Annotated in this window: 19 protein-coding genes; 11 read left to right on the top strand and 8 right to left on the bottom strand. The window is 71.1% G+C overall.

The window, feature by feature from the left end:
- Positions 1–4 precede the first annotated feature (4 nt).
- From IPM43_12825 to IPM43_12815, 3 genes are read right to left on the bottom strand one after another with little or no spacing between them, the layout of a single operon-like run.
- Positions 5–1,717 carry an amidohydrolase family protein gene (locus tag IPM43_12825; GenBank protein QQS24280.1) on the bottom strand — a complete coding sequence of 571 codons (1,713 nt, stop codon included), beginning with the start codon at positions 1,715–1,717 and terminating at the stop codon, positions 5–7.
- Positions 1,718–1,756: 39 nt separating this feature from the next.
- On the bottom strand, positions 1,757–2,308 hold the full coding sequence (locus IPM43_12820) for a dual specificity protein phosphatase family protein (protein QQS24279.1): 552 nt from the start codon (positions 2,306–2,308) through the stop codon (positions 1,757–1,759).
- Entirely contained in the window at positions 2,301–3,425 is a 1,125-nt protein-coding gene (locus tag IPM43_12815) for an aminopeptidase P family protein (protein ID QQS24278.1), read from the bottom strand. Before IPM43_12815 ends, IPM43_12820 begins: the two co-directional genes overlap by 8 nt.
- Positions 3,426–3,466: 41 nt before the next feature.
- Here IPM43_12815 and argG point away from each other — a divergent pair, with 41 nt between their 5' ends.
- Positions 3,467–4,798, top strand: a complete 1,332-nt coding sequence (gene argG / locus IPM43_12810; protein QQS24277.1) for an argininosuccinate synthase — start codon at positions 3,467–3,469, stop codon at positions 4,796–4,798.
- 165 nt (positions 4,799–4,963) lie between these two features.
- Here the strand turns inward: argG and IPM43_12805 are convergent, their stop codons facing one another.
- On the bottom strand, positions 4,964–6,079 hold the full coding sequence (locus IPM43_12805) for a M20 family metallopeptidase (protein QQS24276.1): 1,116 nt from the start codon (positions 6,077–6,079) through the stop codon (positions 4,964–4,966).
- A gap of 111 nt (positions 6,080–6,190) precedes the next feature.
- On the opposite strand from IPM43_12805, the gene IPM43_12800 reads away from it, so the two are divergent.
- Positions 6,191–8,455, top strand: coding sequence for a CocE/NonD family hydrolase (locus IPM43_12800; GenBank protein ID QQS24275.1), 2,265 nt, complete (start codon positions 6,191–6,193; stop codon positions 8,453–8,455).
- A 5-nt stretch (positions 8,456–8,460) separates the two neighbouring features.
- Complete coding sequence (locus tag IPM43_12795; protein ID QQS24274.1) at positions 8,461–9,288, top strand: helix-turn-helix domain-containing protein; 828 nt, start codon at positions 8,461–8,463, stop codon at positions 9,286–9,288.
- 3 nt (positions 9,289–9,291) lie between these two features.
- Here IPM43_12795 and IPM43_12790 read toward each other — a convergent pair whose 3' ends face one another.
- The gene (locus tag IPM43_12790; GenBank protein QQS24273.1) at positions 9,292–10,512 is read right to left on the bottom strand and encodes a geranylgeranyl reductase family protein; all 1,221 of its coding nucleotides are present in this window, start codon (positions 10,510–10,512) and stop codon (positions 9,292–9,294) included.
- Positions 10,513–10,629: 117 nt separating this feature from the next.
- Here IPM43_12790 and IPM43_12785 point away from each other — a divergent pair, with 117 nt between their 5' ends.
- The 6 genes from IPM43_12785 (at position 10,630) to IPM43_12760 (ending at position 17,234) form a co-directional block, all read left to right on the top strand.
- Entirely contained in the window at positions 10,630–11,718 is a 1,089-nt protein-coding gene (locus IPM43_12785) for an S-(hydroxymethyl)mycothiol dehydrogenase (GenBank protein QQS24272.1), read from the top strand.
- An 85-nt stretch (positions 11,719–11,803) separates the two neighbouring features.
- Positions 11,804–12,388, top strand: coding sequence for a superoxide dismutase (locus tag IPM43_12780; protein ID QQS24271.1), 585 nt, complete (start codon positions 11,804–11,806; stop codon positions 12,386–12,388).
- An 84-nt stretch (positions 12,389–12,472) separates the two neighbouring features.
- Positions 12,473–12,712 (top strand): hypothetical protein, encoded by a 240-nt coding sequence (locus tag IPM43_12775; protein ID QQS24270.1) that lies wholly within the window; start codon positions 12,473–12,475, stop codon positions 12,710–12,712.
- Positions 12,713–12,880: 168 nt separating this feature from the next.
- Positions 12,881–14,869: a 1-acyl-sn-glycerol-3-phosphate acyltransferase gene (locus tag IPM43_12770; GenBank protein QQS24269.1), complete on the top strand. Its 1,989-nt coding sequence runs from the start codon at positions 12,881–12,883 to the stop codon at positions 14,867–14,869.
- Positions 14,866–16,020, top strand: a complete 1,155-nt coding sequence (locus IPM43_12765; protein QQS24268.1) for a flippase-like domain-containing protein — start codon at positions 14,866–14,868, stop codon at positions 16,018–16,020. The genes IPM43_12770 and IPM43_12765 overlap by 4 nt, the downstream gene beginning before the upstream one ends.
- A complete protein-coding gene (locus tag IPM43_12760) occupies positions 16,017–17,234 on the top strand; it encodes a hypothetical protein (GenBank protein ID QQS24267.1) in 1,218 nt (405 codons plus the stop codon). The genes IPM43_12765 and IPM43_12760 overlap by 4 nt, the downstream gene beginning before the upstream one ends.
- Before the next feature lie 15 nt (positions 17,235–17,249).
- Here the strand turns inward: IPM43_12760 and IPM43_12755 are convergent, their stop codons facing one another.
- Complete coding sequence (locus IPM43_12755; protein ID QQS24266.1) at positions 17,250–19,052, bottom strand: hypothetical protein; 1,803 nt, start codon at positions 19,050–19,052, stop codon at positions 17,250–17,252.
- Positions 19,053–19,090: 38 nt separating this feature from the next.
- A complete protein-coding gene (locus tag IPM43_12750; protein QQS24265.1) occupies positions 19,091–20,107 on the bottom strand; it encodes a cyclic nucleotide-binding domain-containing protein in 1,017 nt (338 codons plus the stop codon).
- Positions 20,108–20,220: 113 nt separating this feature from the next.
- Here IPM43_12750 and IPM43_12745 point away from each other — a divergent pair, with 113 nt between their 5' ends.
- Positions 20,221–21,246 (top strand): NADP-dependent oxidoreductase, encoded by a 1,026-nt coding sequence (locus IPM43_12745; GenBank protein ID QQS24264.1) that lies wholly within the window; start codon positions 20,221–20,223, stop codon positions 21,244–21,246.
- A gap of 10 nt (positions 21,247–21,256) precedes the next feature.
- Here the strand turns inward: IPM43_12745 and IPM43_12740 are convergent, their stop codons facing one another.
- On the bottom strand, positions 21,257–21,706 hold the full coding sequence (locus IPM43_12740) for a universal stress protein (protein ID QQS24263.1): 450 nt from the start codon (positions 21,704–21,706) through the stop codon (positions 21,257–21,259).
- Between the two features lie 66 nt (positions 21,707–21,772).
- Here IPM43_12740 and IPM43_12735 point away from each other — a divergent pair, with 66 nt between their 5' ends.
- Positions 21,773–23,833: a hypothetical protein gene (locus IPM43_12735; GenBank protein ID QQS24262.1), complete on the top strand. Its 2,061-nt coding sequence runs from the start codon at positions 21,773–21,775 to the stop codon at positions 23,831–23,833.
- The last annotated feature ends 60 nt before the right edge of the window (positions 23,834–23,893 follow it).

The raw sequence follows: 23,893 nt of genomic DNA, 5'->3' as shown, positions 1-23,893 counted from the left end.
CGCCTCAGCGCGCGGTCACGGTGGAGGTGTCACGTCCCGAGCGCAGCAGGGAACCCGGCCGAGCGGGGAGCAGCTCCTCGCCCCGCACGCACGGCACCCCGTTCACGAGCACGTGATGGATGCCCTCGGCGCCGCCGTATACACGGCCTGCGCCTCCGGGGAGGTCGAAGCGTGTGTGCACCGGCGCCGGTCCGATCGTGTCGGGATCGAACACCACGATGTCGGCACTCCACCCCTCGCTCAGGCGGCCTCGCCCGTCGAGGCCGTACAGGCGAGCGGGCCGGTCGGACAGCAGTTGCACGGCCTCTTCCACCGACACCAGCCCGTGCTCACGTACCGCCTTCGAGATGAGCGTGGTCGCGAACGAGAACGAGTCGATCATGTCCAGGTGGGCGCCCGCGTCGGAGGCACCGACGACGGCACGTGGGTCGCGCCACACCTCCACCCGGCGCCGCCAGGTCTCGTCGTCCTGGCCGCGGTCCTGGTTGGCGATCACCGTGCGCAGCTCGTCGGCGACGACGATGTCGGCCAGCACGTCCCACGGCTCACGGCCGAGCTCCTGGGCGATGTCGCCGACGAGACGTCCCTCGTACGGCTTCCACTGCTCGCTGAACGTCTCCAGCACGTAGTACCCGGCCCAGTTGGCGAGCGCCCGCACCGGCCCTTCCACCGACTGGGCGGCGCGGTCCCACTCGGCCCGTTCTGCGGGGTCGCGCAGCTGGCGCAGCTTCTCGTCGACGGACAGCGCCATCAGCTTGTCCCAGCCCGGCAAGATGTCGAGCACGAACCCGCTCGTGAAGTTGAGTCGCATGCGGAACGAGTCGGGCAGGGTCAGAGCGAGCACCTTGCCACCCCGTGCGGCGGCGATGTCGCCACCCGTGAGCTGGTGCTGCACGATCTCCCACGACTGCGCGTACACCTGGAGCAGGTTCCAGTTCAGCGGTCGGTTCGCGGCCGCCGACATGTCGGCCATGAGCTCGAACGCGTCCTGCGAGAACTGGCCGACGGCGGGGATGAACTCGAGTGTGGTCCCCGGGTACTCACCGACGACGCTGCACAGCGAGATCATCTCGTCCCTGCTGGCGTGGCGAGACGGAACGGGCGTGCCGGTGTGGTCGTTGTGGCTCGGCGACCAGGTGGACGAGAACCCGAGCGCTCCGGCGGAGAGCCCGTCGCGCAGCAACTGCTGCATGTCGGCGATCTCGGCCGGCGTTGCCGCGCGCCGGGTGGCGTCGTCGTGCATCACCACGCGCCGCAGCGCCGAGTGCCCGACGAGGAAGCCGGCGTTCGGCATCAATGTGCCGTCGAGCAGGTCGAGGTACTCGGCGGTGGTGCGCCAGTTCCACGGCACCCCGACGGCCAAGCTCTCTAGCGGCATGCCCTCGACGCGGGCGAGCATGCGCATCAGGTAGTCGCCGTCCTCGGGTGTGAGTGGAGCGATCGTGAACCCGCAGTTGCCGCCGACGACGGTGGTGACGCCGTGCAGCGGCGAGGGACTGAGCGTCGGATCCCAGAAGGCCTGCGCGTCGTAGTGGGTGTGGATGTCGACGAAGCCGGGGGCGACGACGCAACCGCCGGCGTCGATCACCTGAGCCGCGTCGTCGTCGACCGCCCCGATGGCGACGATGCGTCCGTCGCGCACGCCGACGTCAGCCGTGCGGGCCGCTGCTCCAGTGCCGTCGACGACGATGCCACCTCTTACGACGGTGTCCAGCATGTCGATCCCCTCTCGTGACGCGGGCCAGGTCTCGCGAACCTAGTTCGCCGCCGGGCCTCCGGCCGCTGGCGGGCAGCACCTGGCAGCGGACACTGCTTGCACGAACGCGAGCTGAACGCCCACCTCGGGACCGGCTGCCGGACGGTGCCGGCGCACGTGATCGAGGGCCTCGTCGAGGGGCATGTCGAGCAGCACCATCAGCGCGACGGCGACAGTGCCGGCACGCCCGATGCCGGCTCCGCAGTGCACGACGAGGCCCTGGCCCGCCCGCAGCCTGGTCTCCAGGTCGGCCAGCAACTGCGCGCCCTCCGTCGAGTCGGGGGCGTGGAAGTCGTGGACGGGGAACCACAGCGCCCGCTGCCCCGCATTGGCGTCGAGCCAGGTGGTGTACGTCGGATAGCGACCGCTCAGCTCGTGGCGTTCGGTGAGGCACACGACCACGTCGGCGCCGACGGCCTCCAGCACGCGCTCGGGATCGGGCCCGACGACGTGCTTGCCGCAGAGCCACAGCCGTCCCGGCACGGCGTCGACGGGGATCTCGTGGATGCCGCCGTCGAGGCTCAGCGCCGCGTGCCGGCGGTGCTCACGCATCGACGGACACCAGGGCGCGGTCGGTGTCGTTCATCGTCTGCGGGCCGGCGTCGGTGGCGACGACGATGTCCTCGAGCCGCATGCCCCACCGCCCGGCGACGTAGATGCCGGGCTCGACGCTGAACGCGTGGCCGGGCTCCAGCGGCAGGCGATTGCCGCTCACGATGTACGGCTCCTCGTGGGCCTCCATGCCGATGCCGTGGCCCGTGCGATGCAGGAACTGCTCGCCCCAGCCGGCGGCGGCGATGATCCGCCGCGCCGCCGCGTCGACCTCTTCACACGGCGTGCCGACCGTGGCTGCGGCGACCGCGGCCTGCTGGGCCTCGTGCAGCACGGCATATGCGTCGGCGATCTCGCTCGTCGGCCGGCCTGTGTAGACGCAGCGGGTGGTGTCGCTGCAGTACCCGCCCATCGTGCCTCCGAAGTCGGTGAGCACGATCTCGCCCGCCCGGATCACCCGCCTGCCGGGGTGGTGGTGCGGGCTGGCCGCGTTCTCGCCGGCAGCGACGATGGCGAAGTTGACGACATCGTGGCCCTCGGCGATCAGCCGCGCCGAGATGTCGGCCGACACTTCGGCCTCCGTGCGCCCGACGAGGGGGATCTCGCCCCCGTGGAGCTGCCGGGCGACGCGGTCGGCCGCGGCGCCCGCGGCGCGCAGGGCCTCGACCTCGGCGGCGTCCTTGCGCATGCGCAGCGGGCCGACCACGTCGACCGCGCGGCGGAACTCGGTGCCGGCCATCGGTGCCAGCAGCTCCACCAGGAAGCGAGCCCACATCTGGTCACCGACCGCGGCCACCTTCGGGCGGGCGGGCTCGGCGGCGAGCGCCGCGGTGATCGCCACCGGGTCCTGCGTCTCGTCCCACGTGATCACGTCGAAGACGCCGGGCTGCTCGACCACCCTCGGCGCCTCGAGGCGGGGCACGACCAGCTTCGCATCGCCGTCGCGGGGGACGACGAGCATCGTCAGGCGCTCGAGCGGCATCGCCTCGTAGCCGCTGAGGTAGGGCATGTCGTGGCCGACCGAGACGAGCAGCACGTCGACGCCCTGGGCGGCCATCTCCGCCCTGACGCGGGCCATCCGGTTCAGATAGACGCTCGTCTCTCCCACCTGGCCCATCCCGGCAACGCTAACGCCGCCGCCCGGTAGCGTCGGCTGCCATGTCGAAGGTGCTGACCTCGCTGCCCAAGGGCGAGCGCGTGGGCATCGCGTTCTCCGGGGGGCTCGACACCTCGGCGGCGGTGGCCTGGATGCGTGAGCGGGGCGCGATCCCCTACTGCTACACCGCCGACCTCGGCCAGCACGACGAGCCCGACCTCGCCGGTGTGCGGGAGCGAGCCGCCGTCTACGGCGCCGAGCAGGCGCGCCTCGTCGACTGCCGTACCGAGCTCGTCCACGAGGGGCTCGTCGCCCTGCAGTGCGGGGCGTTCCACATCGGCACCGGCGGGAAGACGTACTTCAACACCACTCCCCTCGGCCGGGCGGTCACCGGCACCATGCTCGTCACCGCGATGCACGAGGACGGCGTCGACATCTGGGGCGACGGCAGTACGTACAAGGGCAACGACATCGAGCGCTTCTACAGGTACGGGCTGCTCGTCAACCCGCACCTGCGCGTGTACAAGCCGTGGCTCGACGAAGACTTCGTCGCCGAGCTCGGCGGTCGGGCGGAGATGAGCGAGTTCCTCCTCGCGCGGGGCCTGCCGTACCGGGCGAGCAAGGAGAAGGCGTACTCGACCGACGCGAACATCTGGGGAGCCACGCACGAGGCGAAGCTGCTCGAAGAGCTTGCGACGTCGATGGACATCGTCGAGCCGATCATGGGCGTGGCCCACTACCGCGACGACGTGTCGATCGAACCCGAGGTGGTCAGCGTCAGGTTCCACGAGGGGTGGCCGGTGGCGCTGAACGGCCGCGAGTTCGACTCACCAATCGAGCTCGTCACCGAGGCGAACGCCATCGGCGGGCGTCACGGGCTCGGGATGAGCGACCAGATCGAAAATCGGATCATCGAAGCGAAGAGCCGCGGCATCTACGAGGCGCCGGGGATGGCGCTGCTGCACGTCGCCTACGAGCGCCTCGTCACGGGCATCCACAACGAGAACACGATCGAGAACTACCGCACGATGGGCCGCCGTCTCGGCCGGTTGCTGTACGAGGGCAGGTGGTTCGACCCGCAGAGCCTGATGCTGCGTGAACCGCTGTTGCGCTGGGTGGGCTCGGCGATCACCGGTGAGGTCGTGCTGCGCCTGCGCCGCGGCGACGACTACACGATCGTGGCCACCGATAGCCCCAACCTGACGTACGCACCAGAGCGGCTGTCGATGGAGCGCGTCGACGACCAGGCGTTCGGCCCCCTCGACCGGATTGGGCAGCTGACGATGCGCAACCTCGACATCGACGACACCCGGGCGAAGCTCGACCTGTACCGCAACGTCGGCACCCTCGACCCCGGCGGAGTCCTCGCCGTCGAGCGCGGCGCCGCCGACTGAATCACCCCCCAAGCAGCAGCCTCCGCGGCTTCCGCGATCGCTTTCGCGGCTTCCAATTCGCGGCTTTCGCGGCTTCCAATTCGCGGCTTTCGCGCCAATCTGGCGCGATACCTGCGGCCAGCGCAGTTTCGTTGACAGATTGGCGCGATACCTGCGGTTTGGGGGCTACGGATTTCGGAGGTGGGTGACGATGCCGGCGACGAGGAGGGCTCGCTCGGACATCATCGCCACGTCGACCCATTCGTGGTCGGCGTGGGCGCCGCCGCCTACGGCTCCGAGGCCGTCGAGGGTCGGCACCCCGATCGCCGCGGTGAAGTTGCCGTCGGATCCGCCGCCGACCGCGACGCCGTGGATGCCGGGCAGGCCGAGCTGCTCGGCCACGCTCACCGCGACGGGCATCAGCGTGGCCGACGACGACTCGTGCATCGGCGGTCGGCTGACGGCACCGGCGACCTCCAGGTGGATCCCGGGCAGCACCGGCGACAGGGTGCGCATCAGCTCCTCGACCCGCTCCCGCTCGTCCGCTGACGTCACCCTCACGTCGACGGTGACTCGGGCCTCGGCGGGCACGACGTTCTCCGCGGTGCCGGCGGCGGCGATCGTCGGCGTGACGGTGGTGCCCACCTGGTGCCGCTCGAAGGAGACGATGCGCAACACCTGCTCGGCGGCCTCGACCAGCGCGTTGACCCCCTTCTCCGGCTCCAACCCGGCATGGGCGGCGCGCCCGTGGACGACGACCTCGAACGTGCCGGTCCCCTTGCGGGCGGTCTTCAGCGCCCCGCCGTCGGCGCTCGGCTCGAGCACCAGCACCGCGCCGCAGGCGCGCGCCCGCTCCTCGATCAGCGCCTTTGAGGTGGCCGAGCCGACCTCCTCGTCGGCAGTGAAGAGGATCTCCACCCCTGTTGGGTCGTCGAGGGCGGCGATCGCATGGATCGCCTGCACCACGCCGGCCTTCATGTCGAACACCCCCGGGCCGGTGGCGCGCCCGCCTTCCACGGCGAACGGGCGCGCGGCGAGCGTGCCGAGCGGAAAGACGGTGTCGTGATGGCCGAGGAGCAGCACTCGTGGCGCCCCGGGACCACGCCAGTGCACGTGGGTGCCGGCCGGGCCGTCGACGAGCTCGGGCCGCGAACCGAGCCGGGCCGCGAACACCCGGGCGATCGCCTCGGCGCTGCGCGCCAGCGCAACGGTGTCGTGTGACGGCGACTCGACGCCGACGAGCGCGCCGAGATCGTCGAGCATCGGTGCGAGCGCCAGTTCGATCCCAGGTCCGATCTGCATCCGTGACATCGTCGCGCGCTGCACCGCCATCGGCACCCGTCGCCGATCGCGGCCTAGCATCGGCGGGCGCGGGCTGGTCCCACGTGTTGTCGAAGAGCGGAGGAGCCGTCCATGCGGGGTCGTCGTGAGATCGGGGCCGTGGCCCTCGCATGCGTTGCCGTGGCCGTGTCGTGCTCCACCTCGTCGGACAGCGAAGACACCACGCCCGCGAGCCTCGAGAGCCTGGCGCCGACCACTACGGCCGCCGCGCCCACCACCACGGCCGCCCCACTGCCCGAGGCGACGTTCACGCTGCGGCCGGGGGTGCTGCAGCTCGCCGTCCTCGACGCGCCGGCCGGCGCCCCGATCGAGGTGGTCGGCGACGACGGCGCCGTGGTCGCCACCGGTTCGATCGACGCCGCGGGCAGCTACCTGGCCCGCAACCTGGAGCCGGGCACCTACGCGGTGCGTACGGGCGGCGATTCGGCGCAGGAATCGGCTCCTGTCGAGGTGATGGACGTCGACGAGGCGCCGCCGGCCGCCTTCTACGCCGAGCAGGTCCTGCCTGCCCCCGGCTTCGGCTACATCACCACCCGCGACGGCACGACGCTCTCCGCGAACATCGTGCTGCCCGGCCCCGCCGACGCCGGGCCGTACCCGACCGTGGTCGAGTACTCCGGCTACTCGCCGAGCAACCCCGACGACGCGACGTTCGCCCAGTTGTTCACCACGCTCGGGTACGCCTACGTGGGCGTCAACATGCGCGGCACCGGCTGCTCGGGCGGCTCCTTCCGCTACTTCGAGCCAGTGCAGTCGGTCGACGGCTACGACGTCATCGAGGCCGTCGCCGCCCAGCCGTTCGTGCAGGGCCACCGGGTGGGGATGGTCGGCATCTCCTACCCCGGCATCTCCCAGCTCTACGTCGCCGCCACCCAGCCGCCGAGCCTGGCCGCGATCACGCCGCTGTCGGTGTTCGACGATGCCTTCCGGTCCACGCTCTACCCCGGGGGGATCCTGAACACCGGGTTCGCGGTGGAGTGGACCGCGGCGCGGATGGAAGAGACCAAGCCGTTCGGCCAGGAATGGACCGGCGCGAGGGCCGACGCCGGCGACGACGTGTGCGCCGCCAACCAGGAGCTTCGGCTGCAGAACCCCGATCTCGTGGCCGAGATCCAGGCCAACCCCTACTACACCCCCGAACTCGGCGACCAGCTCGCCCCGGCCACGTTCGTCGACCGCATCGAGGTGCCGGTGTTCCTCGCCGGCGCCTGGCAGGACGAGCAGACCGGCGGCCGCTTCGCGGTGATGCTCGACCGTTTCACCAATGCCCCGCACGTCTACGTCAGTCTGCTCAACGGACTGCACACCGACTCGATCAGCCCGGCGGTGTTCCCCAGGTACGTCGAGTTCCTCGACCTCTACGTCGGCGAACGCACGCCGTCGCTCGCCGCCGCGCAAGCTGTCGCCCCCGTCTTGACGACGGGCATCTTCGGGGTGTCGACGTCCATCACCGCCGCCGACAGGTTCGCCGGGCTCTCCCACGAGCAGGCTCTGGCCGCGTTCGAGTCCGAGCCCCCCGTCCAGGTGCTGTTCGAGCAAGGCGCGGCCGACCCCGCGGTGCCCGGCGCGCCGCTCGCGCGCTCGACCGCGTCGTTCGAGAGCTGGCCGATCCCGTCCGCGGCGGCCACCAGCTGGTACCTCACGGCCGCCGGCGGGTTGAGCGCGACGGCCCCCACCGCCGAAGGGACCGCCGCTGGCACATACGTCGCCGACGCGTCGCTGCTGCCCGACACCTTCTACGAAGGAGACGGCAGCGGGATCTGGCGCGCCGACGTCGACTGGAACTGGCTGCCGCTGCCGGCGCGCTCGGGACTCACGTACACGAGCGAACCCCTGGCCGCCGACACCGTGGTCATCGGCTCGGGTTCGGCCGACCTGTGGATCAGCACGTCCACCGGCGACACCGACCTCGAGGTGACGCTCAGCGAGGTGCGCGCCGACGGCAGCGAGGTCTACGTGCAGAGCGGCTGGCTCCGCGCCAGCCAGCGCGCCCTCGACGAGGACGCCTCCACCGAGCTCCGTCCCGTCCACACCAACGCCGAGGCCGACGCCTCGCTGCTGCCAGATGGCGAGCTGACGCCCGTACGGGTGGAGATCTTCCCGTTCGCCCACCCCTTCCGCGCCGGCTCTCGGCTGCGGGTGCAGATCGACGCACCCGGCAACAGCCGTGGGGTCTGGGTGCTCGACACCATCGCTGCCGGTGAGACCGTCACCGTCGGCAACGGCGCCGAGACGCCGTCGCGGGTGGTGCTCTCGGTCGTGCCCGGAGTAGTGGTGCCCCCCGGCGCACCGGCCTGCGGGGCGCTGCGCGGCCAACCCTGCCGCTCTTCCGGCTGATCGCGATGGACCGCCGCGCGGAGCTCGCCGACTACCTGCGGGCGCGTCGCGCGGCGGTGCAGCCCGGCGACGTCGGGCTGCCGAGCTCACCGCGTCGGCGCACCAAGGGGCTGCGCCGCGAAGAGGTGGCGATGCTCGCTGGGGTTTCGGTCACCTGGTACACGTGGCTGGAGCAGGGCCGGCGGATCAACGCCTCCCGGGAGGTGCTCGAATCGCTCGGCCGGGCGCTCTGCCTCGACGCCGCGGGTCGCGACCATCTGCTCACCCTGGCCGCGCTCGGTCCGGCGCCGCTGTCACCTTCCGCGGCCGACCTCGACCCGCCCGACGCGCTCGTCGACCTGCTCGACTCGTTGACACCGGCACCGGCCTACATCCTCGGGCCGAGGTGGGAGTTCGTCGCCTGGAACCGGCCCCAGGCGCTGCTCTACCCGGCGATCGAGCAATTGGAGGCAGAAGACCGGAACCTGGCGTGGGTCGTCTACGCGCGGTCCGACACACGAGCGTTGATCGTCGACTGGGAGGCCGAGGCGCGTCTGCTACTCGCGGAGTTGCGCTCCGACCTCGGTCAGCTCGGCCACGACGAGACGGCGGCGAAACTCGTCACGCGCCTGCGCGCGGCGTCGGCGCAGTTCGACACGTGGTGGAACGAGCACGACGTCGCCCGCTTCCGAACCCGACTGCGCCGCTACCGCCACCCGCGCGCGGGCGAGCTCGTGTTCCAGTACCAGGTGCTGACCCCGGCCGAGTGGCCCCACCTGCGGGTGGCGGTGCAGCTGCCCGTGCCCGGCGACGACAGCGCCCAGCGGCTGAGCGCCTGGCACGACGTCGTCTAGCGCTCAGGCCGACGCCTTCGTGCGGCGCAGCACGGGCTCGGCCACGCCGAGCGCGCGGTCGGCAATGCGCAGCACCCGCCCCGGCGCCCCGGGGGTCGCGGAGTCCACCAGGTTGCCCATCACCTGCAGGGTCAGGTTGGCCATCCACTGGCTGGCCAGCGCCAGCCGCAACCCGCCGCGCAGGATCCACGGGTGCCCGATCAGGAACGAGAACCGCCTGCCGGTGCGCAAGAACTCGTCGAACCGCTCGCCGATCTGACGGTCGTACTCGGCTGGGGCACGAGCGGGATCGGCGAGGAAGAGGTCGGCGGCGAGCATCCCCGACTCCAGCCCGTAGTCGATCCCTTCGCCGTTCATCGGGTTGATCAGCCCGGCGGCGTCGCCCACCGCCACCCAGCCCGGGCCGTGGCGGCGCTGGCTGCTCATCGGCAGCCGCCAGGCGCGGGGCCGCTCGAGGTACTCGCCCACCTGCCACTCCTCGCGCACGAGGTCGCGGTACCGGTCGACGAGGCGGTTCAAGTTGAGCTGGCGGAAGCCCTTCATCGTGGACAGGGCCCCGACGCCGAGGTTCACCGTGCCGTCGCCGGCGGGGAACATCCAGCCGTATCCCGGGATCGGCGTGCCGTCGGGGGCGCGCATCGCGAGCGAGGCCTCCAGCAGGCGATCGGCGTGACGAGGACTCTCCACGTAGGTGCGGATGGCGATCCCGTACGGCTCGACGGGCACCCGGTCTGCCCCGAGCATCTTCGCGACCGCACCGGGCGCGCCGCACGCGACGACGACCAGGCCGGCCGACCACTTCTCCGACTCGGTCTCGACCCCGACCACCCTGTCGCCTTCGATCACCGGCAGCGCGGTGGAGTGCCAACGCACGTCTGCGCCTGCCTGTTGCGCCAGCTCGACCAGCCGCGCGTCGAGGTGCCGGCGGGGCCACACCGCGCCGTGCGCGGGGAAGCGGCCGCCCTGCGGCCAGGGCAGCTCACGCCGGGTCCCCCCGGCGATCATCCGCAACCCGTCGATGCGATGTGCGCCGTCGACGAGACCGACTTGGAGCGCGTCGAGGGCCGCGACAGCGCGCGGCGTCAGCCCGTCGCCGCAGACCTTGTCGCGCCCTTGCCCGCCGCGTTCGAGCAGCACCACCGAAGCGCCGCCGCGGGCGGCCGTGATCGCTGCTGCCGCCCCCGCCGGGCCGGCACCGATCACTGCTACGTCCACGCGCTGCATGAGCAACAGCGTGCCTGATCCACCACCAGAACCGGCCAACCGACTCGCGCCGACGCACCGCGTATGGTGGTCGTCGGGGGCAAGTAGCAGCCCAGTCTTTCGAAGGGGGGAGTCGCAGTGGCTCAGCAGGTTCGCGGTGTCGTTGCTCGTGCAAAGGGCGCGCCGGTCGAGATCGAGACGATCGTCGTGCCCGATCCGGGCCCGGGGGAGGCCGTCGTGCGCGTGCAAGCGTGCGGCGTCTGCCACACCGACCTCCACTACCGCGAAGGTGGGATCAACGACGAGTTTCCGTTCCTGCTCGGCCACGAGGCCGCCGGCGTAGTCGAGTCGGTCGGTTCCGGGGTGACCAACGTGGCACCGGGCGACTACGTGGTGCTCAACTGGCGGGCCGTCTGCGGGAACTGCCGCAGCTGCCGCCGCGGGCAGCCGCAGTACTGCTTCAGCACCGCCAACGCGACGCAGAAGATGACCCTCGAGGACGGCACGCCACTGTCGCCCGCGCTCGGGATCGGTGCCTTCGCCGACAAGACGCTCGTCGCCGCCGGCCAGTGCACGCCCGTCGCCGCTGCTGCTCCGCCGACGACGGCCGGCCTGCTCGGCTGCGGCGTGATGGCCGGTCTCGGAGCGGCGATGCTGACCGGTGGTGTGCAGCGCGGCCAAACGGTGGCGGTGTTCGGCTGCGGCGGCGTCGGTGACGCGGCGATCATGGGTGCCAAGCTCGCCGGGGCGACGACGATCGTCGCCGTCGACCTGGACGACCGCAAGCTCGCGTGGGCCCGGGAGTGCGGCGCGACGCACACCGTGAACGCGCGCGACGTCGACCCGGTTGAGGCCGTGCGGGCGGCGACGGGCGGTTTCGGCGCCGACGTGTGCATCGAGGCGGTCGGTCACCCGGCAGTGATGGAACAGGCCTTCTACGCCCGAGATCTCGCCGGGACGCTCGTCCAGGTGGGGGTGCCGACGCCGGACATGCGCATGCCCGACATCCCCATGATCGAGTTCTTCGGCCGCGGCGGCGCCCTTCGGCCGAGCTGGTACGGCGACTGCCTCCCGAGCCGCGACTTCCCGCTGCTCGTCGACCTGTACCTGCAAGGGCGGCTCGACCTCGACAAGTTCGTCTCCGAGAAGATCACTCTCGACGGCGTGGAGGACGCGTTCCACAAGATGGAGCGGGGCGAGGTCCTGCGCAGCGTCGTCGTGCTCTGAATGCGTCGTCTCGAAGTGTGATCGTCGCCGGGGTCGGGTAGGAACAACCACGGTTCGATCCAATCCATCCCACAAGGAGAAGACGATGGCCTTCAAACTGGCTCCCCTGCCCTATGCCCAGAACGCGCTTGCGCCGACGATCAGCGAACGCACGATGAGCTTCCACTACGGCAAGCACCATCAGACGTACGTCGACAAGTTGAACGAGCTGATCGAGGGCACCGAGCACCAGGGCCAGACGCTGGAGGAGATCATCTGCTCCGCCGACGGGCCGCTGTTCAACAACGCCGCCCAGGTGTGGAACCACACCTTCTTCTGGAGCTCGATGTCGCCCGACGGAGGCGGCTCCCCCGACGGTGAGCTGGCGAAGGCGATCGAGTCGAGCTTCGGTTCCTTCGACGCGATGTCAGAGGAGTTCGCCGAGACGGCGAAGACCCACTTCGGGTCGGGCTGGACATGGTTGGTGAAGGGCGCCGACGGCCTATCGGTGAAGTCCACGTCGGACGCCGATCTGCCGATGCGCCATGGCGAGACGGCGCTCTTGACGCTCGACGTCTGGGAGCACGCGTACTACCTCGATCACCAGAACGACAGGCCGGCATTCGTCGCCGCATTCCTCGAGCGCCTGGCGAACTGGGATTTCGCGGCGAAGAACTTCGCCGACGCCTGACCCCGGTTGTTTGAGCCCCGCGCCCGCGGGGTACTGCGGCTTCCACACGGTCGACGACGACCCGGACGAAAGCGAGCAATCCACATGGGTGCCCTGAGCGTTCTTCTCATCGCCGCCGGCGCAATCTTGGCCTTCGCGGTCAACACCGCCGTCGACGATGTCGACCTGACTGCAGTTGGAGTCATCCTGATGGTGGTCGGTGGCATCGGTCTCCTCGCGGCCATCGTGCAGGGTTCTTTCCTCGGTTTCCGCTCCACCAGGACCCGCCAGATCTCCGACGACGGCCGAGTGGTCGTCGACCGGGAGCACATGAGCGGCGTCTGACGACCAGACGCATTTCTTCACCCCGTCCCAGTTAGCCCGGCAAACCCCCCAGACCCCCCAATACCCGGCCCGCAGCCAGCCCGAACACGGCTGGCTGCGGGCCGGGCCGCGTCCGTCTGCACCGAAGCGCCACCGGTTAGGTTCAACCCGGCCGTACGGGAGGCAGGTGTGGCGATTCCGAGCGTTGACTACTCCGACTGCGAGGCGCGCGACGAGGGTTGGTGGCAACAAGACGTCAACGCGTGGACCTCGCTCGGCTTCGTCGCAGTGGCCGTCGTGCTGGCGCTCGCCGTGCAGCGCCGCCGTATGCCGCGTACGGTCCTTCTCCTCGCCGCCCTCGCCGCCGCTGAGGGCGTTGGCAGCCTCGTGTACCACGGCCGCTCCGGCGACGCAGGCCACCTGCTGCACGACCTCGCGCTGATCGGCCTGCTCGGCTACGTCGCCGGTTGGCACGTCGGACGACTCGGCGCGCGGCCTTGGCAGGGTGCACTCCTCGGCACGTCGACCGCTCTCGTTGCGGGCGGCGTCGCGTGGTCGTTCGCCGAGGCGGCGACGAACGTCGTCGCCGCCGTAGCGGTGGTGGTCGTCGTCGCCGCAGAGGTGCTCGCCCGACGGCGTGGGATGGCGCCGGTGTGGGGCGTCGCCCTACTGGTGCTCGGAGCGCTGGCGGTCGGCGCCTGGCTGATCGGCACCTCCGCCAGCCCGGCGTGCGACGCCCGCTCTCTGCTGCAACCACACGGCCTGTGGCACCTGATCGCCGCAGTGCTCGTTCTGGCGTGGATCGACCGCGCGGCCGGCGTCGCGGACCCGGCTCACCCGCCTCGCCTGTGGAGGCGTGGCATCGACGCCGCACTCGGGCTGCTGTGCGTCGCCCTTGCACTCGTGTTCCACCGCTCGATCGAGATGATCGGACGGCAGAGGATCCCGACCGACAAGCCGGTGCTGATCGTGGCCAATCACGCCAACGGGTTCGTCGACCCCATCCTCGTCGCGGCGCTGCTGCGCCGGCTGCCGCGGTTCCTCGGCAAGGCCGCGCTGTGGAAGGTCGTTGTCGCCCGGCCGTTCCTGGCGTTGGCCGGCGTGCTGCCGGTGTACCGCGCGTCCGACGGCGATCGCCCGACGGGCAACCGCTCGACCTTCGCGGCCAGCACCCACGAGCTGTCGCTCGGAGCGACGGTGGCGATCTTCCCGGAAGGCACGACTGGCGACCGCGGCGGGCTCGACCGCATCCGCACGGGGGCGGCCCGGATCGCGCTCGGCGCGCTCGGCGAGGTCCCCGACCTGGTGCTCGTCCCGATCGGCTTGGCCTTCGAGAGCCGCGTCGAGACCCGGCCGCGGGCGGTGGTGATGGTCGGGGAACCGATCGCCGTGAGCGACCATGCGCCGCACCTCGCCGAAGGCACCGTCGTCGATCCGGACCACCGTGACGTTCGTGCGCTGACCGAGGCGATCACGAGCGCACTCGAGTCGGTATCCCCCGACTTCGAGTCGGTCGAGCAACGCGACGTGCTGCGCGGCGCGGCGCGCACGCTGACAAGCGTTTCGGCCTCCGGGCCGGCCACCTTCGGCGAGGTCGAGGTGCTCGCCCGCCGCCTAGCCGCGACTCCGCCCGAGCGGCGAGCGGGCATCGTCTCCGCCTACCGCCGATACGCGTCCAGCCTGTACATGAGCGGGCTCGACGAGCAGGAGATGAACGAGACCAGGCCTCGGCTGGGCCGCATCGTCGCCTCGGCGGCCGCACTCGCGCTGCTCGGGTCGCTCGTGCTCACCGCCACCCTCATCCACCTGCCGGCCCTCGGCCTCGTGGTCGGCGCCACAGCGCTCGTGCGCTCCACCGCCACGAAGGGCACCGTGCGCCTGCTCACCGGGCTGGTCGCCGGGCTCGCCACGTGGGTGGTCGCCGGGATCGTGCTCGCCGACGGTGTGGCCGCGTTCGTCGCCGGTGCGGCGGTGGCCGTCGGCGGGGCGCTCGCGTTGGCGGTCTGGACGCCGCTCGTGCGCACCGCCACCGCTTTGCGGGGCCGCTGGCGAGCGCGTGACCGGGCAGGCTTGCTGCCACCGGTGCTCGCCGACCGCGCCGCGCTCGTCGACGTGGCCCAGACGGCACTCGACGAAGCTGCCGGGGCCGACCGGGTGCGGCCTAGCGTGGGCCCGTGACAGACATCCCGGCCACACCGACCACCGCATCGTCAGAGCTCTCCGACGACGGTGCCGGGTCTGCCGAGACGCTGCCACCGGCGAAGCGACCCTCGGTGTTCAAGATCGTGCTACGGGTGGTGGTCGTCGTCGTCGCCCTCGGCATCTCGGCCGTTGTGCTCATGAACGTCTTCGACGACCTCGACCTCGCCGAGATCCGCTCCGCGCTCGGTGCTCTCGACGATGCCGAGGTGCTGTCGCTGCAAAGCATGTGGCTCCTCTGGCTCGCGGCACAGGGGCTGCTCACCGCGTCGCTCATCCAGGGGCTACCGGTGCGGAGGGGGGTGCTTGCCTACCTCGGCCCGGCCGCGGTGACGTCGGTGGTGCCCGGCCCGAGCGACTTGCCAGTGCGCCACCGCATGCTCACCTCGTGGGGGCGCAGCTCCCAAGAGGCCACGCTCGCGGTGGCTGCGGGAGGCCTGTTCAGCATCGGGATCAAGCTGCTGCTACCGATCGTCGCCGGCCTCGGCCTGCTGATCTCCGACGCCCCGCTCGACGGACCGCTGCGCACCGCGGTGTACATCACGGTCGTCGTCGCCATCGTCGTAGCGGTCATCGCATTCGTGTTCAGCTCGCCCACGCGCACCGAGCGCGTCGGCAGGCTGATCGCGCCCGTTTGGCGCGGCGTGCTGCGCCTGCTGCGCAGGTCCGGCGGGCGTGAGCACACGAACGACGCGCTCGCCGACCGGCTGGTCGAAGTGAGGACCCGATCGCTCGAGACGCTGGAGGGGCGCTGGAAGACCGCCGCCTGGGCGACGCTGCTCACCGCGGCGACCCGTTTCGCGCTGCTCTTGATGTCGGTGCGCTTCGTCGACGTGGCCGAGGGCGACCTGCCCTGGACGCAGGTGTTCGTGGTCTTCGCGCTGGTGCAGGGGCTCACCGTGTTCCCGATCACCCCCGGCGACGCGGGTGTCAGCGAGGTCGCCTTCATCGGTTTGCTCACCGCCGCTGCGGGCAGCCAGTACGTCAACGAGGTGACCGCAGCCGTGGTCATCTTCCGCGTGCTCACGTGGCTCGTGATCATCCCGGTCGGTCTGGCGACGCTCGGCTTCTGGCGGTACTCGCTGCGCCGCACGGCTCGCCAGACGCAAGTGCAGCAGGTGCCGACATGACGACCCCGTTCGGTTACCTCAGCGTCGCTTCACCGCTCCACGACGAGACTGCGGTCAGTCGTGTGCTCGCCCCCACGCTCGCCGTGCTGCACGACGAGGGCGGAGTGCCCCGCAACGCCGCAGAGGACGAGCCGCGCTCACCTCTCGTGATCGTCGTCGGCACAGGCGGCACCGAAGCCGCGATTCTCGACCACGTCCGCCGGCGGCGGCTCGCCGCACCGTTCGAGCCCGTGCTCCTCGCCACACATCGGTCGCACAACAGCCTCCCGGCTGCTCTCGAGGCGATGGCGCGAGTACGCCTCGACGGTGGTCGTGGCCGCATCGTGCAGGTCGACGCCGCCGACCCCGCGCAATTGCGCACCGCGGTGGTCGACGTCGCCGCGATCCACCGGATGCACGCGGCGCGCCTCGGGCTCGTCGGCATGCCGTCCGAGTGGCTCGTGGCCAGCGTCCCCCAGGCGAAGCTCGTCCGCCAGCGCTGGGGCGTCGAGCTGGTCCCGATCGACAACGCGCTGCCGATCGCCGCCCACCCCCATGTCGACCCCGGAGCTGCGCGTGAGGTGGCGGTGCACTTCGCCGGCACCGCGGAGCCCTCCGCCGACCTGCTCAGCGCCGCCGCGCTGCACCCCGCGCTGCTCGACGTCATCGAGGGCGCCCACGTCGATGCCGTCACGGTGCGCTGCTTCGACTACCTCGGTGAGCTCGGCACGTCGGGCTGTGTCGCCCTGGCCCAGCTCAACGATGCCGGTGTCGTCGCCGGTTGTGAGGGCGACGTGGCAAGCGCGGTGGCGATGCTCCTCGTGCGCTCGCTGCTCGACCTGCCGAGTTGGATGGCGAACCCCGCTTACGTCGACGTCGACGGCAACCGTGTGCTGCTGGCCCACTGCACCGTCGCCCCTTCGCTCGTCGAAGACGTCGAGCTGCACACCCACTTCGAATCGGGCATCGGCATCGGCCTCCGGGGACGCTTCGCCCGCCAATGGGTGACCCTGCTGCGCCTCGGTGGCTCGGCGCTGGAGCGCTTCTTCGTCGCCGAGGGCGAGATCGAACAGGCGGGCGAGTCCGACGACCTCTGCCGGACCCAGGTCACCGTCCGCCTCGAGGGCGTGCGGGCCGGCTCCCTGCTGGAGGATCCGCTCGGCAACCACCTGCTCCTCGTGCCGGGGCGGCACCGGGAGCGTCTCGAACGCTGGTGGCAGCTGGCCTTCGGCTGATCCTCGTGACGCGGGTCAGGACCTGCGCAACTCCACCAGGTTGAGCAGCAGCACCGAGAGCGCGGCGAGGAGCAGTACGGCCACCACGGTGAGGCGCCATTCGGTGATCATCCCGACGATCAGGGCGACGACGACCGCTCCCCCGACGAGGAGCGCCACGAGCCCGACGAGGAAGGCGAACAGCCGGCCCCGCGCGATCGCCTCGAGTGTCGTGATGACGAGGACGCCCGCCAATCCGACTCCCGCCACCGAACGCCCGAGTGGCATGAACATGAGGGCCACCGCGACGAAGACGAGCGGCGTGCTGATCGCCGACCACACCTGCAACACCCGCTGACGGCCGTCCATCGTCGCCGGCAACGGCAGGTTGCGGTGCCGTAGATGGGCGTGGGGGTCGGCGATCGTCGGAGCCGTCGCCGAGACGCGCTGCAACCGGCGCCGCGCGTCCTCGAGCGCCACCCGTTCCGCCGTCAGGTTGCGCACACCTGCCTCGTCGACGCTCGGGTTCACGTGCCCGGCCGCGACCTCGGTGCGCAGCTTGCGCCGCAGCACCACCTGATCCTTCGCCATGACGGCGATCTGCTCGTCGATCTCCGTCACCCGCTCCTCCACCAGGCGGCGACATTCGCCCTCGTTGGGGGCGACCTTCTCGAGGCCGGCCCAGCCGACGGGGTCCGCCCACGACGCGCGAACGATCCCGCCGCGCTCGTAGCGCGGGCCGGCCGGGCCGCGCTCGCCGCCGAAGGGGTCTTCGGTGTCGTTGCCCCACAGCCCGAAGTAGCCGATGACCCAGTCGGTGTCGTCGTCGATCGGCACCGGAGTCCACGAGTGAGTGCACCCCGGCCCGATCGCGCGGCCGTCGCCGCGGGAGTAGTCGACGTACGGCACACCGAACCGCTCGGCAGCCGTACCCCGCAGCCAGGGGAGCACGAAACGCGACAGCTGCCGGCTCCAGCGCAGCGCGGCGGGCAGCGACGCGGGGTCGACCGAGATCAGGTAGTCCCCGGGGAGGTACGCGCCCGAGTGGGACCCGAGCCCGGCGAACACCACCGGATGGTCCCCCTCGCGCGTCATGTCGGGGTCGTCCCAGCGGCGCCTCAGGTCGTCGCCCACCTCGTCGTGAGCAGAGAACGCCACCCATGCCGGCCGGGCAGGGCCGTCGTCCTGCTCGGCAAGGAAGATCGTGACCTGCTCCCAGTCCCCCTCGTGGTCGTTCACGCCGTGAGCCCGCGAACGCCAGTCGTTGAAGTAGTAGAAGTACCAGTACTGGAGCACCACGTAGCCGGCCTGGTGCACGACACGGCCGTAGTAGGGGTGGTGGTCACGAGCCGACGCGTCGGCGCGGTACAACATCTCGGCGGCGGCCTCCGAGCCCGATCCGACCTTGCCGCGCACGATCAGCGACGCCCTGTTGAAGGCGTCGACCAACCTGCTGAGCACCCCCACCTGGCCGAGCCGAGTGCCGGCCCTGAACCGGGGCCGGTCGCGTCGAAGGCGCCAGCGGATCAACTCGATGCGCGAGGCCGGCTCGCCGACGAGGGCGAGGAACAGCTCACCTGACGTCTTGGCATCGAGCTCGACCAGCCCCTCGAGCGCGAGCTGACCACGCTCGGCGACGATCCGCCGCCGCCCACGCGCGCTCGTGGTCCACAACGCGCTGGATCGCACGTACGACTCCACCGGCGCGGGGAAGAAGTACTCGCCCTCGGTGAAGCGAACGATCGGCTCATACCTGCGCAGCAGCTCGAGGTCGTGGGCGTCGTCGCGAGCAGCATCCTCACGGTCGGCGTCGCGCGCGATGTTGTCCGGTTCGCTCATCTACCCGTCCGTACTCCGTTCGCGACTGGCCGCCCACCCTACCCACCGGTCGACTTGGCAAGAGCCAATCCGGCGGCGGTGACCACCTCTCGCGCCGCGCGGCGGATCTTCGCCCGCAGCACGTCGTCGATCAGCTGTTCCGCCGCCGCGCGCTCCATCTGCACCGCGAGCACACCCGGCTCCGAGCGCGACACCTCGGCACCCACCTTCGTGAACACGGCGAGCATCGGGCTGTTGTCGACGAGCACTTCAGCTTCGAAGACCTCGATGCCGGCCGGCTGGGCCGCCACCGCAAGGGCGCCGAGCAGCAGCGTGCCGAGGCCTCGTCCGTGGAACTCGTCGACCACGCCGAACGCCACCTCTGCCCGCTTCGGGTCGGCGTGCCGGCGCACGTAACGACCCGTCGCCAGTGCTGTTCCGCCGGGGTCGGTGGCGACCCGCCAGGCGAAGTGGTCGACGTAGTTGATGTTCACCAGATGGTCGATCACCCTCGCGCTCGGACGCCCCGGGGTGAAGAACCGCCTGCGCAGCGACTCCGCGGAGAGATGGTTCAGCGCCTCTTCGAATTCGCCGCGGTCGGCGGGCACGAGAGGCCGCAGCTCGACGGCCGTACCGTCGCGCAATCTGGTGTGAACGGGGCGTACGTTCTCGGCCAGGCGCCGGGCGGTGATCGCCGTGATCCGATCGTGCACCGGGGTCACCTCGAGCAAGGCCGCGAAGGCGGCCTCGTCGCCCTCCGCGACGCGGGCGTCGTCGACCGCGGTGACGCTTGCCCGCCGCACTCGGTTGGTGAGCATCGACATCTCGCCGAGGATCGAACCCGGCCCGAAGGCACCGAGCGCGTGGACTTCGCCGTCGTCGCCGAGCCGGGTGACTGCGACGGTGCCGTCGAGGACCACGAAGAAGGAAGACCCCGGCTCCCCCTCGCGGACCAGCTGCTGGCCCGCCGGCACCGACCGGGCCGACATCGCGGCCGCGACCCGGCGCAGACTCTCGGCGTCGACTCCGGCGAACAGCTCCAGGAGCCCGAGCTCGGCGTCCAACTGCCCGGTCATCGGCCCGCTCCCACCACGTTGTCCACGATCGCACGTCCGAACTCGGTGCCGCGAGTCGAGGGCGGTGGCCCGGGCGGATCGAGATCATCCGAGCCGCGCTAGGTTCCCCCTTCGTGGGGGCCAGGCCGACGGTCAACAGGCAGGTCGTGCTGCGCGAGCGGCCGCGCGGTGCCGTCAGCGAAGATTGCTTCGAGATGGTCGAGGCGCCCGTCCCGGCACTCGGTCCCGGCGAGGCACTGGCCGCGGTGCGCTACCTCGGCATCGATCCGTCGATCCGCGGCTGGCTCGACGAGCGCGGCAACTACATGGCCGGCATCGGCATCGGCGAGGTGGTGCGGTCCAACGGGCTGGCGGTGGTGATCGAGACCAACGACCCCGACAAGTATCCGCTCGGGCGGGCGTTCATGGCCCTCACCGGATGGCAGGAGTACCGCGTGCTCGCCGCGCAGGAGCCGTTCCCGGTGACGCTGATCGGCGAGGACGTCGAGCTGCTCGACGCGCTGAACGTGCTCGGTCACGTCGGGCTCACCGCTTACCTCGGCGTCACCGAGGTGGCCAGGCCCGAGCCCGGGGAGACGTTCGTCGTGTCCGCGGCGGCAAGCGGGGTCGGTGCGGTCGCGGGACAGGTCGCGAAGCTGCGCGGTGCGCACGTGATCGGCATCGCGGGTGGTCCGCAGAAGTGCGCGTGGATCGTCGACGAGCTCGGCTTCGACGCGGCGATCGACTACAAGGCCGAGGACGTCGCCGCGCGCCTGAAGGAGCTGGCGCCGCGGGGAGTCGACGTGTACTTCGACAACGTCGGAGGCGAGTTGCTCGACACCGTGCTGCGGCGGCTGGCGCAACACGGCCGTGTGGTGATGTGCGGCGACATCTCCACCTATCAGCTCGTCGGATCCCCGCCACCGCTGCACAACCTCCGCTACGTGATGGGCAAGCGGGCACGTCTGGAGGGGTTCAACACCCTCGACCACTGGGGAGCGTACGAAGCGGGCTCCGCGCAGCTGGCGGCGTGGCTCGCCGAGGGCAAGATCAAGCACCGCGAACACGTGCTGCAGGGTCTCGATCGGGCTCCAGAGGCCCTGGTCCGCCTGTTCGCCGGCGACCATGTCGGCAAGCTCGTCGTTCAGGTGGCCACCTGAAGGCGCCTGCTCAATCGGCGTTGCGGGTGACCACCGGGCACGGCGCCCGCCTGACGACGTAGTCCGACACCGAGCCGAGCATCGCCCGGCGGATTCCGCCCCGGCCTCGCGTCCCGATCACCAGCACTGATGCCGGCAACGACTCGGCGAGGTCGCACAGCGCCTGGCCCGGAGCACCGACGAGGATCTGCTGCTCGGCGTCGGCCAGGCCCAACCTGGAGCACGCTGCCTGGAGCGCCTCACGCGCCGCACCCATGCGGTCTTCTTGCAGCCGGTCCATCTCCGAGGGCGAGATCACCCCGCCGGCAAGACCGGTGCCGACGACGAGCGTCGGATCGGCAGGCTCGATGACGGTGGCGACGACGACCCGATCGGGGTGGCGCAGCACGGCCAGCCCCTCGGCAAGGGCGGCCTCGGCCAGGTCGGACCCGTCGGTGCAGAGCAACACGGTGAACGGCATGCACAGATGCTGGCAGACTTTCGTCGGCGAGCGTTGACGAACCCAGATGGCGGGTATCGGTACACCATGACGAACCGACTCGGGCGCCACTGCCTGGCGGCGGCGGTGACCTCGGCCTTCTTGGCAACCGCGTCGCCGCCTGCACCAGCAGCGGCGGCGAGTGTGGGGTTCTCCTTCGCCTCGGGCGGGACGGCCGGCACGCTCGGAACGATCGGCGTGGACGCCATCTACGGCGGCGCCGGCGGTGGCGGCGACTACGACGCCCGCTACGTATGGCGCCAGGACGGCTCCCTGAACGTGGAGCTGGCCAACTACCGCCCGGGTGCGCCGGCGACGGCGCTCCAGGTACCAGGTTCGCCCACGGCGGTGAGGATGGAGCTGTACCCGAAGCCGGAGAAGAACTGCTCCGGAGACGGCACCCAGCCCTGCTACCTGCTGCCCTACGACCCCTGGAAAGGCGACGTCGGCGGTCTGCACATCGAGCGCAGCCCGCGCGACGGCCCCGACTGGCTGTCGGTGCAGGGTGTGCACCTACCGGTGCAGGGCCGAGGCGGTGCGTTCCGCATCGAGGGTTCGATCGCTTCCAGCACCGCGGTGCCCGACGGCCGGGTGCACATCGACCTGTTCCAGTACTGCGCGGGCGGCGTAGACCCCTGCCCGAATGTCCCCCGCACCGCCAACGGCGCTTTGCAGGGTGCCTTCGCCAGTTCGCAGAGCCGGGGAACGCGCTGGACGGGGTCGATCGGCTGGCCGGGGCGCTACATCGTGTTCATCCGCGACACCACGACCGGCCGCCGCACACAGGGGTTCGTCGACATCGCCCCCGGCCGCGTCCCGACCATCGACCTCGACGCGGTGTGCTTCGGGCTCCACACGTGCAACTACCTGAGCGGTGCTCCTGCCCCGGCGATGGGCGGGTTCCACCCGGTGAACCCGACGCGGATCCTCGACACCAGGCTGCGTGTCGGCATCCCGAACGGGCCGGTCCGTACCGGCGACGGCCGGGTGCGCCCCGATCTGGCCAACTCCCTCTTCAGCCTCGACGAGCGGCTGAACCACGAGGTCCAGGTCACCGGCGCGGCCGGCATCCCTGCGTCGGGTGTGTCGGCCGTGCTGCTCAACGTCACCGCGGTCGAACCTCCCGCCGACGGCTTCTTGTCGGTCGTTCCCCGCCCACCGGCGCTGACCGGGGAGTTCTGGAACGACCAGAGCTCTTACCTCTTCCACCCGTCGACGTCGAACCTGAACGTGCGCAGGGGTGAGACGATCCCGAACCTCGTGCTGGCCCGTGTCGGCGCCGGCGGCAAGATCCGCATCTACAACAGCACCTGGCCGATGCACGTCGTCGCCGATGTCGCCGGCTGGTTCGACACCGCAGGTGCGAACGCCGGCGGGCTCGGGTTCACCGGGGTCGTCCCGACGCGCGTCGCCGACACCCGCAGCGGGGCGGGGGGCATCGGGGGTCGCTTCGCCGCCGGCGACGATCGGTCGCTGAGGGTCGCCGGGCTGGCCGGAGTGCCGAGCGACGCACGGTCGGTGGTGCTCAACATCACCGCTGCCAGCCCGGGCGGCACCGGCTATGTCACCGCCTACCCGGACGGCGCCCGGCGACCGAACGCGTCGAACCTCAACCTGGTCTTCGCGCAGGATCGACCGAACCTGGCCGTCGTGCGCGTCGGCGCGGGAGGGCGCATTCGCCTCGCGGCAGCGGAGACATCGACCCACCTGATCGTCGACGTGCTCGGCTACTACGGATCAGATGGCGGGCAGACGGTCGCCGTCGATCCGGTGCGCATCTTCGACACCCGCGGCGGTGTCGGCACCGCGGCGCGAGCGCTCGGTCCCGGCGAGACCCGGCAGGTGCAGGTGGCCGGGCGTGGCGGTGTGCCGAGCAACGCCACCGGGGTGATCGTCAACGTCACCGTGGCCGGCACCACGGCGAGCAGCTACCTCTCCCTGTGGCCAGCAGGTACGGCACGGCCGACCTCGTCGAACCTCAACTGGACGGCCGGGCGGACCATCCCCAACCTGGTGATGACACGGCTCGGTTCCGGCGGCGCACTGTCCATCGCCAACGCGTCCGGCCAGGCCCACGTCATCGTCGACGTCATGGGCTACGTCCGCTGATCGGTTTCCTCCGCGCCGCTCGCGGGTAATCGCCCCGGCAGAATCCGCGAATCGCGAGGG

This window comes from Actinomycetota bacterium, assembly GCA_016700055.1.
Lineage (GTDB): Bacteria > Actinomycetota > Acidimicrobiia > Acidimicrobiales > Ilumatobacteraceae > Kalu-18.
The sequence above is the reverse complement of the archived record's forward strand: the minus strand, read 5'-3'. Positions and strand labels throughout refer to the sequence as shown.

Bases quoted from the DNA above. Each gene is read 5' to 3' on its own strand.
- IPM43_12815 (QQS24278.1), bottom strand. From the start codon at position 3,425: ATGGGCCAGGTGGGAGAGACGAGCGTCTATCTGAACCGGATGGCCCGC.
- IPM43_12800 (QQS24275.1), top strand. From the start codon at position 6,191: ATGCGGGGTCGTCGTGAGATCGGGGCCGTGGCCCTCGCATGCGTTGCC.
- argG (QQS24277.1), top strand. From the start codon at position 3,467: ATGTCGAAGGTGCTGACCTCGCTGCCCAAGGGCGAGCGCGTGGGCATC.
- IPM43_12755 (QQS24266.1), bottom strand. From the start codon at position 19,052: ATGAGCGAACCGGACAACATCGCGCGCGACGCCGACCGTGAGGATGCT.
- IPM43_12740 (QQS24263.1), bottom strand. From the start codon at position 21,706: ATGCCGTTCACCGTGTTGCTCTGCACCGACGGGTCCGACCTGGCCGAG.
- IPM43_12735 (QQS24262.1), top strand. From the start codon at position 21,773: ATGACGAACCGACTCGGGCGCCACTGCCTGGCGGCGGCGGTGACCTCG.
- IPM43_12820 (QQS24279.1), bottom strand. From the start codon at position 2,308: ATGCGTGAGCACCGCCGGCACGCGGCGCTGAGCCTCGACGGCGGCATC.
- IPM43_12750 (QQS24265.1), bottom strand. From the start codon at position 20,107: ATGACCGGGCAGTTGGACGCCGAGCTCGGGCTCCTGGAGCTGTTCGCC.
- IPM43_12795 (QQS24274.1), top strand. From the start codon at position 8,461: ATGGACCGCCGCGCGGAGCTCGCCGACTACCTGCGGGCGCGTCGCGCG.
- IPM43_12790 (QQS24273.1), bottom strand. From the start codon at position 10,512: ATGCAGCGCGTGGACGTAGCAGTGATCGGTGCCGGCCCGGCGGGGGCG.
- IPM43_12805 (QQS24276.1), bottom strand. From the start codon at position 6,079: ATGCAGATCGGACCTGGGATCGAACTGGCGCTCGCACCGATGCTCGAC.
- IPM43_12775 (QQS24270.1), top strand. From the start codon at position 12,473: ATGGGTGCCCTGAGCGTTCTTCTCATCGCCGCCGGCGCAATCTTGGCC.
- IPM43_12825 (QQS24280.1), bottom strand. From the start codon at position 1,717: ATGCTGGACACCGTCGTAAGAGGTGGCATCGTCGTCGACGGCACTGGA.
- IPM43_12780 (QQS24271.1), top strand. From the start codon at position 11,804: ATGGCCTTCAAACTGGCTCCCCTGCCCTATGCCCAGAACGCGCTTGCG.
- IPM43_12760 (QQS24267.1), top strand. From the start codon at position 16,017: ATGACGACCCCGTTCGGTTACCTCAGCGTCGCTTCACCGCTCCACGAC.